Source organism: Sphaerisporangium sp. NPDC088356 (assembly GCF_040685555.1).
GTDB lineage: Bacteria > Actinomycetota > Actinomycetes > Streptosporangiales > Streptosporangiaceae > Sphaerisporangium.
The window spans coordinates 1-8,421 of record NZ_JBFBIK010000192.1 but is presented as its reverse complement, the minus strand read 5'-3'; the positions used below and the strand labels follow the sequence as shown (position 1 = coordinate 8,421).

Here is an 8,421-nt window from a genome sequence, read left to right as displayed (position 1 = left end):
CACGGTGGTGGTCACGGCCGCCGGGCCGAACAGGCGGGAGCGCGTCAGTCCAGAGCGCCCACGGTCGCCGTCTCCTTGGCCGGGTCGTCCGGCCCGGAGGCCCCGGCGGGCGCCTCGGGACCGCCGCGCAGCGGGATCTCCTTGACGAAGGCCGCCAGCAGCGGCACCAGGACCGCGAACAGGATGGCCCAGAAGAACACGCTGGAGATGGACGAGGCCAGCGACTCAAGGAAGCCGGTCCTCACCTGGACGGGGAGATGCGACAGCGACGTGGGGTCGAGCCGGCCACCGCCGCCCTCCGCCATCTTCGTGGCCTGCGGGCCGAGCTTCTCGGTCAGGTTGGACGTGAGCTGGTTGTTGAAGATCGCTCCGAAGAGCGACACCCCGAACGATCCGCCGATGGACCGGAAGAAGGTCGAGGCGCTGCTCGCCACGCCCAGGTCCTTCTGCTCGACGCTGTTCTGCGCGATCAGCATCGTGGTCTGCATGAGACCGCCCATGCCGAGGCCGAGAACGGCGATGAACAGGCCGGTCTGCCAGCTGGGAGTGTTGACGTCCTGCAGCGAGAGCAGCCACATGGCGACCGCCATGAGCACGCCGCCGGCGATCGGGAAGATCTTGTACTTGCCGGTCCTCGTGATCGCCTGGCCGACGAAGAGCGAGACCACCATGGCCGCCGCCATCATCGGGAGCAGCAGAAGGCCCGAGTTGGTCGCCGAGGCGCCCTGGACGGTCTGCTGGAACAGCGGCAGGAAGTTGATCGCGCCGAACATCGCGAACCCGAGCAGGAAGCCGATCAGCGAGATCAGGGTGAAGTTGCGGTTCTTGAACACGTGCAGCGGCATGATCGGCTCGGGGACCCGGCGCTGGACCGGGACGAACAATGCGAGCGTGACCACGGCGACGGCCACGAGGCCGAGGATCTGCCAGGAGCCCCAATCGTACTGGTTGCCGCCCCAGGTGGTGATCAGCACGAGAGCGGTGATGCCCACGCCGAGCAGTCCCGCGCCCAGCCAGTCGATGCGGTGCTCCGTGCGGTACTTCGGCAGGTGCAGCCGGAAGACCAGCCAGATGAAGGCCACGGCGCCGATGGGCAGGTTGACGTAGAAGGCCCAGCGCCAGTTCAGGTGGTCGGTGATGAAGCCGCCGACCAGCGGGCCGGCGATCATCGCCAGCGACATCATCGCGGCCATGATGCCCTGGTAGCGGCCACGCTCGCGGGGCGGGACCAGGTCGCCGATGATGGCCATGGCGTTGACCATGAGGCCGCCGGCGCCGAGACCCTGGATGGCGCGGAAGGCGATGAGCTCGCCCATGCCGCCGGAGGTGCCTCCGAGCAGGTCCGACCCGGCCATGCCGCACAGCATCGAGCCGACCATGAAGATGGCGATCGACGCCAGAAAGATCGTCTTGCGGCCGTAGAGGTCGCCGATCTTGCCCCAGATCGGCGTCGAGACCGTGGTGCCCAGGACGTACGCTGTGACGACCCAAGAAAGGTGTGCCAGGCCGCCGAGCTCACCGACGATGCGCGGCATGGCGGTGCCGACGATCATGTTGTCCAGCATGGCCAGGATCATGGCGAGCATGAGTCCCGGCAGGACGACCATGACCTCCCGCCGACGACCTGGAACGGGTTCGGCCCCGGTCTCCGTCATTCTTTGCGCCCCCTTGGCAGTGGTTACTTACTTGCCGACCGGCTAGTGACTATACTCCAAGGTAGATAGCTTACTTGCCGACCGTCAAGTTAATTAGGGGATACAGGGAGCGTCTGAGGAGTCATGAGGGAAACCACCGACACGCGTGCTCGCATCCAGGAGATCGCCCTCAAGCTCTTCACCGAGCAGGGCTACGAGGCGACATCGCTGCGGGAGATAGCAGAATCCCTCGGAGTCACCAAGGCCGCGCTCTACTACCACTTCAGGACCAAGGACGACATCGTGGCGAGCCTGGCCGAGGACCGGCAGGCCATGGTGGAACGCCTGATCGAGTGGGGCCAGGACCAGCCCCGCACGATCGAGACCAGGCGGGAGTTCGTCCGGCGCTACGCCGACGAGCTCTACGGCAGCCACCACCACGCGTTCATGAGGTTCATGGAGCGCAACCAGACGGCGCTGCGCACTCACCCCAAGGTCGAGAAGATGCGCAACCTCATGACCAGCCTCGTGGGCGTCCTGTGGGACGAGGGCGACTCCACGGCCCAGCGCCTGAGGAGCTCGATGGCGATCTTGACCCTGCACGCCGCCTGGATCCTGCTGAAGGAAGAGGACCTCGGCGACGAGGAGCGCAGGGCCGCGGCCCTGGAGGTCGCGCTGGAGCTCATCGAGCCCCGCCCCACCGGCCACTGACGGGTGTCACCCGGGCACGCTCATCTGACGGCTCCGTTGAGGAAGACGTCGACGAGCTCGTCCAGGCCGGCGGGGGCCGTGCCGACCGGGAAGCGCGGGCGGCTGAACAGCATGCCGAGGAAGATCGCCGCGAGGCGCTCGGGAGGCAGGCGGAGGGAGTCCCGCTCGGGCTCGAACAGGTCGGCGACGGCCTCCACGGTCCGGGCCGCCGAGGCGTCCCGGCCGAGGGGCACCGGCCGGTCGTGGCCGCCGTCCTTGGCCTCCGTGCCGCCGCCCGCGGCCGGGGCTCCCCTGCCCGCCTCCTTGCCGGGCTCGGGGCCGCGCTGGTAGGGGTCCGGCCTGCCGCGCCGTACACCCGAGGCGTGGAGCGCGCCTATGACCGACCCCATCCGGTCGAGGTGGGCTCTCAGCGCCTCGGCGGCCTCGGTGAGCCGGGCGGCGAGGGGCTGGTCGAGCGGCACTGCCCCGATCTCCTCCAGCACGTGAGCGGGGTTGAGCGCTTCCAGCACGCAGGCGTTCAGCAACTCCTCCTTGTCGGCGAACACCCTGAAGATGGTCGCCTCGCCGATGGCGGCGGCCTTGGCGACCTCGGCGGTCGTCACGGCCGCACCGCGCTCGGCCACCAGGGGTAACGCCACCTTGACGATCATTTCGCGTCGTTGTTCCGGGCTCATTCCCGGTGCCCTGCGCCGGGCCTTCGTCTCTGTCATGTCGTCAACAGTACGGAGTGAGTACTCACTCCGTCAAGCGATGATGGACACTTTCGCGACGCCGTACGGGCGAGATGCGGGCCCGATCAGCGCGTGCACCAGGTTTGAAGCGAGACATCCGAGGAAGCGAAAAAGGACGGTTCACGCGAAACCGCTCGGGCGGAGACGTACGAGAGCCGTGGATCGCATCACTGCCGGGCGCGCCGGGGGGGCGCGACCTGGGCGGTCACCGAAGGAGGACCAGAGGTTGAGCATTTCCGGCTACGGCCGAGCGGCGAGGTGGCCACGGCTGAGCACGCGCTCATGGTTCAGCGGCACTATGGCGATCACGACTCTCCTGCTGACCGTCTCCGCCGGGCTCGGCACCTGGGCGCTCCACCGCACCACCCTGGCCTCCGACGAGCTGACCGAGCGCATCACCCCTGCGCTTCTGGCGTCCGAGCGGCTGCGAAGCGCCCTGCTCGACCAGGAGGCCGGTGTGCACGGCTACGTCCTCAGCGGGCGGCCGGAGTTCCTCACCGGCTTCGAACAGGGCATCACGCAGGAGCAGGCCGCCGTCGATTCCCTGAGGCGGTCGATCGCGGGGAGCCCGCTGCTCGCCGACCTCGACGAGATCGAGCGGCGCGCCGAATCCTGGCGCACGGGCTACGCGCGACCGGTCGCGGACGCGGTCCGGACGCAGGGGCCGGGCGCGGTCGGGCCCGGCCAGGTGGAGGACGGCAAGGCCTCGTTCGACCGGATCCGCGCCGGCATCTCCGACCAGGCGGCGAACCTGTCGCGGGCACGGGCGGCGGCGGCCGTGGACCTCGACGTGGCGTGCCTGTGGCGGAACATGGTCTTCGCGGCCATCCTGGCGATGTTCGTCCTCACGCTCCTGTTCGTCGCCCTGCTGCTGCGCTACGCGGTGCTCCGTCCCCTCGACCGTCTCGGGGCGGCGTCGCGGCGGGTCGCCGACGGGGACTTCGACCACACCATCGACATCAGAGGGCCGAGTGACATCACGATGCTCGCCGCCGACGTGGACGCCATCCGGCGGCGCATCTCGGCCGAGCTCGCCATCTCCCGCGACGCTCAGCAGCGCCTGCAGGCGCAGACCGACCTGCTCAGCGAGCAGACCGACGAGCTGCGCAGGTCCAACGCCGAGCTGGAGCAATTCGCCTACGTCGCCTCCCACGACCTCCAGGAGCCCGTGCGCAAGGTCACGGTTTTCTGCCAGCTGCTGCAGAACCGGTACGCCGCCCAGCTGGACGAGCGGGCGATCGAGTACATCTCCTTCGCCGTGGACGGCGCCAAGCGGATGCAGTCGTTGATCGCCGAGCTGCTGGCGCTCTCGCGGGTGGGGCGCGGGCAGAGCGAGCGGGTGCCCGTCCCGCTGGACCAGCCGCTGGACCGCGCTCTGGCCAACCTGGAGACGCTGACGGAGGAGTCCGGGGCCGTGGTCGTACGGCCCGAGCTGCCCGAGGTCCTCGGCGACCCCACCCTGCTCACCATGCTGTGGCAGAACCTCATCGGCAACGCCGTGAAGTTCCGCTCCACCGACCGCGCACCCGAGGTGCGGATCAGCGTCGCCCGTGCCGGCGACCTCTGGGAGCTGTCGGTCGGCGACAACGGGATCGGCGTCGAGCCGAGGTTCGCGGAGAAGATCTTCGTCATCTTCCAGCGGCTGCACAACCGCCAGGACTACGAGGGGACGGGCATCGGCCTGGCCCTGTGCAAGAAGATCGTCGAGTACCACGGCGGGCAGATCCACCTCGACACCGAGCGCGGCGAGGGCACCCGCTTCGTCTTCACCCTCCCCGCTTCCGACGCCGGCCTCACCGAGCACCGCCCGGACCTCGCCACCGTGCCGGACGTCAGGTCCCCGGGAGCCCCGGTGACCGGCTGAGGAGGGTCTTCGGCCGAACGCGAACCGGCCCCGGCCGGTCCTAGGCCTGGACGTACACCAGCGGGCCGGGCGAGACGGCGGCCTGGCCGGCCGTCGCGCCCGCGACCCAGGAGGTGAACTTCTCCACCCGCGCGACGTCGACACCAACCTGGACGGCCACGTCCGCGCCGTAGGAGACCTCACGTACGACGTGGCCGGCCGCGCGCAGGTCGTTCTCCAGCCGACCGGCCTGGGCGTGCCCGACGCGGACGGTCATGACCCTGGCAGGGACCATGGTGAGGATCTCGGCTCCGTCCAGCGTCTCGGTGACGGCGCCGCCGTACGCCCGGGCGAGGCCGCCTGCGCCGAGCAGGATGCCCCCGAAGTAGCGGGTCACCACCGCGATCACGTCGGCGAGGCCGCGCCGGTTCAGCACCTCCAGCATCGGGATGCCCGCCGTGCCGGACGGCTCGCCGTCGTCGTCGCCCCGCTGGATCCGCCGGTCGCCGCCGATGACGTACGCCGAGCAGGTGTGCCGCGCCGCGTGGTGGGCCTTCCTGCGCGCGGCCACGAACTCGGCCGCCTGGCTCTCGGCGGTGACCGGCATGAGCGCGCAGATGAACCTGGAGCGCCTGACCTCGGTCTCGTGCTCGGTGAACCCGCTGACGGTGAGGTACGGCTCGGCCATGCGGACAGGTTAGCGCCGGCCTCTCCCCCGGCCCCCGCGGGATCCGCGCCCCTGGCGCCGGCCCGAGCCGCGCGCGTGCGGCGTCCTCAGAGGGAAGAGGGCCTGCCGCCCGCTCCGAAGTGGGTCTCGTGGGCCCACAGATGCGCGCATCCCGGGCACTGCACGTGCAGGACGCTTCCGGTGATGCTGAGCAGGTAGCGCCAGTGGTCCCCGCAGTTGCGGCCCGAGCCGCAGTCCGTGCAGTCCCTGTCGTCCAGGCACCTCGGGCAGGAGATCCAGGCCCGGCGGGCGATGTCGGCGTGGGGGTCAATCGGAAGCACGGCCCGCCTCTCGTCGCGGCAGCACACCTGCGTCCACGAGCATGTCGTAGGTCTCGCGCTGCCGCTCGTCGAGACCGGAGTAGAGGAGGTCGTACGCCTCCTCCTCGGCCCGCATGACCGCCACGGGATCCCAGCCCGGGCCCAGCGCGGCGACCACCTCGGCCCGCCTGCGCGCCTCGTGAAGCGCGAGGTCCATCTCGAAGACGATGTGCTCGCGACCGCCGTCGTGGCTCATGAGGAGACTTCCCGTAGAACGATGAACAGAGATGACGTGATCGGCGGACCGCGGCATCCCGTATCCCTGGGGACGGGGCGGGGCCGCCTGCTTTTTGATCACGCGGGGCCTCCCTTGGCGCGGAAGACCCCGAACGGACACTTTCGTGCCCGGTTACATACCATATGTCGCCTTTAGGGTATTTAACCGTCTCGGCGCGGCAAAGCCTCGTGATGCTGCTCACGGTGCGCCCTACGCGACGTCACTGGGGCAACCGGCGCTGGGCGGGTTGCTCGCCGCTCTCAGGGACGCGCCGAGGGGCGACCAGCTCCGATACCGGCTCAGGGGGCCGCGGTCTCGCCTGAGACCTGGTCCACGGGCGCGCCCGTACCCGGCTCGGCGGTTTCGGCCGAACACGGGCCGGCGGTTTCGAGCTGGGCGACGCCGCCCGGCCCGAAGGCGTCGTGGGCGATGCGGCCGAGGACCCGGTTGGCGATCGACGTCAGGATCTCGATCTCGTCCGGGGTCAGGACGTCGACGAAAAGGCGCCGCACGGTCTCGACGTGGCCGGGAGCGGCGGTCTCGATGACGGAGCGCCCCTCGGGGGTCAGGCGGATGACGGTGCCGCGCGCGTCCCCCGGGCAGTCCTCACGGCAGATGAGGCCGCGCTGCTCCATGCGGCGAAGCTGGTGGGAGAGCCGGCTGCGGTCCCAGCCGACCACCCCGCGCAGCTCACGGGCGCGGATCCTGCCACCGGGCGCCTCGGACAGCGGCACGAGAAGCTGGTAGTCGGCCATGGACAGTCTCTCGCCGTTGAGGTGCCGCTCCATCGCGCTGTCGAGCTGGCGGCGCATGCTCCCGAAGGCACGCCACATGCGCTGCTCACGCTCGTCGAGCCAACGGGTCTCAGTCACATCGGCGATCCTACCGAATGTTGACGCATCAACATCTTTCGATTAACTTGCTGATGCATCAACATCGCGCGAAACCGCAGGTGAAGCGCACCCAAAGCCGTTTTATAGGGAGTACCCATATGTCGACGAGCACCCTCAGCCCCGAGCTCACCGGCCAGTACCAGATCGACACCTCGCACAGCCGCCTCGGCTTCGTCGCCCGCCACGCGATGGTCACCAAGGTCCACGGCGCCTTCAACGAGTTCGAGGGCACCGCCTACCTCGACGCGGCCGACCCGTCGAAGTCGCACGCCAAGGTGACGATCGACGTCGCCAGCGTCGACACCCGCAACGACCAGCGCGACGGCCACCTGCGCACCAACGACTTCTTCGACGCCCCGAACTTCCCGGTGATCACCTTCGTCAGCACCGCCGTGGAGCAGGTCGGCGCGACGGAGTTCCGGCTCACGGGCGACCTGACCATCAAGGACGTCACCCGCTCGATCAGCATCGACTTCGAGTACACCGGCTCGGCCAAGGACGCCTACGGCGCCGAGCGCGCGGGCTTCGAAGGCCGGACCGTCGTCAACCGCAAGGACTTCGGCATCAACTTCAACGCGGTGCTGGAGGCCGGCGGCGTCATGGTCTCCGAGAAGATCACCCTTGAGTTCGACATCTCCGCCGTCAAGGTCACCCCCGCCGCCTGACCCCGCCGCCTTCTACCTATCAGGACAACGTCACAGCATCATGAAACTGGCAATCATCACCGGAAGCACCCGCATGGGACGCAAGAGCGAGGTCATCGCTCGGTGGGTCCACGACATCGCGTCCAAGCGCGGTGACGCGGACTACGAGGTCGTGGACATCGCCGACTTCGACCTGCCGCACTTCGACGAGGCTCTGCCCCCGGCCGCCGGTCAGTACGGCAAGGCGCACACCGCCGCCTGGGCCGCCAAGATCGGGACCTTCGACGGCTACGTCTTCGTCACCCCCGAGTACAACCACGCGCCGTCCGGCGTGCTGAAGAACGCCATCGACTTCCTGTACGCCGAGTGGAACGACAAGGCGGCGGGGTTCGTGGGCTACGGCGCGTCCGGCGGGACGCGGGCGGTCGAGCACCTGCGAATGATCATGGCCAACCTGAAGATCGCCGACGTCCGCGCCCAGGTCGGGCTGTCGCTGTTCACCGACTTCACCGACATGACGGCGTTCACACCGGCCCCCCACCAGGAAGAGGCGGTCAACGCCATGCTCGACGAGGTCGTGTCCTGGAGCGGCGCGCTGAAGACGCTTCGCGACTCCTCGCCGGACAGGGCCGCGGCCTGACCGGAAGTCTCCACGCCTGCCGCCGCGTCCTTCCGTCGTGCCGTCGCCTCTTCGGCGCGGC

The 8,421-nt window shown here is 69.3% G+C and carries 10 protein-coding genes; 4 read left to right on the top strand and 6 right to left on the bottom strand.

Annotation, left to right across the window (positions count from 1 at the left end; all coding sequences use genetic code 11):
• Positions 1-44: 44 nt before the first annotated feature.
• Positions 45-1,655: an MDR family MFS transporter gene (locus AB0O34_RS35250; protein ID WP_363923074.1), complete on the bottom strand. Its 1,611-nt coding sequence runs from the start codon at positions 1,653-1,655 to the stop codon at positions 45-47.
• A 123-nt stretch (positions 1,656-1,778) separates the two neighbouring features.
• Between AB0O34_RS35250 and AB0O34_RS35245 the strand changes: the two genes are divergently transcribed.
• Entirely contained in the window at positions 1,779-2,345 is a 567-nt protein-coding gene (locus tag AB0O34_RS35245) for a helix-turn-helix domain-containing protein (protein ID WP_363923072.1), read from the top strand.
• Between the two features lie 20 nt (positions 2,346-2,365).
• Here AB0O34_RS35245 and AB0O34_RS35240 read toward each other — a convergent pair whose 3' ends face one another.
• Complete coding sequence (locus AB0O34_RS35240; RefSeq protein ID WP_363923070.1) at positions 2,366-3,055, bottom strand: helix-turn-helix domain-containing protein; 690 nt, start codon at positions 3,053-3,055, stop codon at positions 2,366-2,368.
• A 319-nt stretch (positions 3,056-3,374) separates the two neighbouring features.
• Here AB0O34_RS35240 and AB0O34_RS35235 point away from each other — a divergent pair, with 319 nt between their 5' ends.
• The gene (locus AB0O34_RS35235) at positions 3,375-4,940 is read left to right on the top strand and encodes an ATP-binding protein (RefSeq protein ID WP_363923068.1); all 1,566 of its coding nucleotides are present in this window, start codon (positions 3,375-3,377) and stop codon (positions 4,938-4,940) included.
• Positions 4,941-4,980: 40 nt separating this feature from the next.
• Here AB0O34_RS35235 and AB0O34_RS35230 read toward each other — a convergent pair whose 3' ends face one another.
• The 4 genes from AB0O34_RS35230 to AB0O34_RS35215 form a co-directional block, all read right to left on the bottom strand.
• Positions 4,981-5,607 (bottom strand): YigZ family protein, encoded by a 627-nt coding sequence (locus tag AB0O34_RS35230; RefSeq protein WP_363923066.1) that lies wholly within the window; start codon positions 5,605-5,607, stop codon positions 4,981-4,983.
• A gap of 86 nt (positions 5,608-5,693) precedes the next feature.
• On the bottom strand, positions 5,694-5,927 hold the full coding sequence (locus AB0O34_RS35225) for a hypothetical protein (protein WP_363923064.1): 234 nt from the start codon (positions 5,925-5,927) through the stop codon (positions 5,694-5,696).
• Positions 5,914-6,162 (bottom strand): DUF6400 family protein, encoded by a 249-nt coding sequence (locus AB0O34_RS35220; RefSeq protein ID WP_363923062.1) that lies wholly within the window; start codon positions 6,160-6,162, stop codon positions 5,914-5,916. The genes AB0O34_RS35225 and AB0O34_RS35220 overlap by 14 nt, the downstream gene beginning before the upstream one ends.
• A 320-nt stretch (positions 6,163-6,482) precedes the next feature.
• On the bottom strand, positions 6,483-7,055 hold the full coding sequence (locus tag AB0O34_RS35215; protein WP_363923060.1) for a MarR family winged helix-turn-helix transcriptional regulator: 573 nt from the start codon (positions 7,053-7,055) through the stop codon (positions 6,483-6,485).
• 119 nt (positions 7,056-7,174) lie between these two features.
• Here AB0O34_RS35215 and AB0O34_RS35210 point away from each other — a divergent pair, with 119 nt between their 5' ends.
• Positions 7,175-7,741: a YceI family protein gene (locus tag AB0O34_RS35210; RefSeq protein WP_363923058.1), complete on the top strand. Its 567-nt coding sequence runs from the start codon at positions 7,175-7,177 to the stop codon at positions 7,739-7,741.
• Between the two features lie 40 nt (positions 7,742-7,781).
• Positions 7,782-8,360: an NAD(P)H-dependent oxidoreductase gene (locus tag AB0O34_RS35205; RefSeq protein WP_363923056.1), complete on the top strand. Its 579-nt coding sequence runs from the start codon at positions 7,782-7,784 to the stop codon at positions 8,358-8,360.
• Positions 8,361-8,421 lie beyond the last annotated feature (61 nt).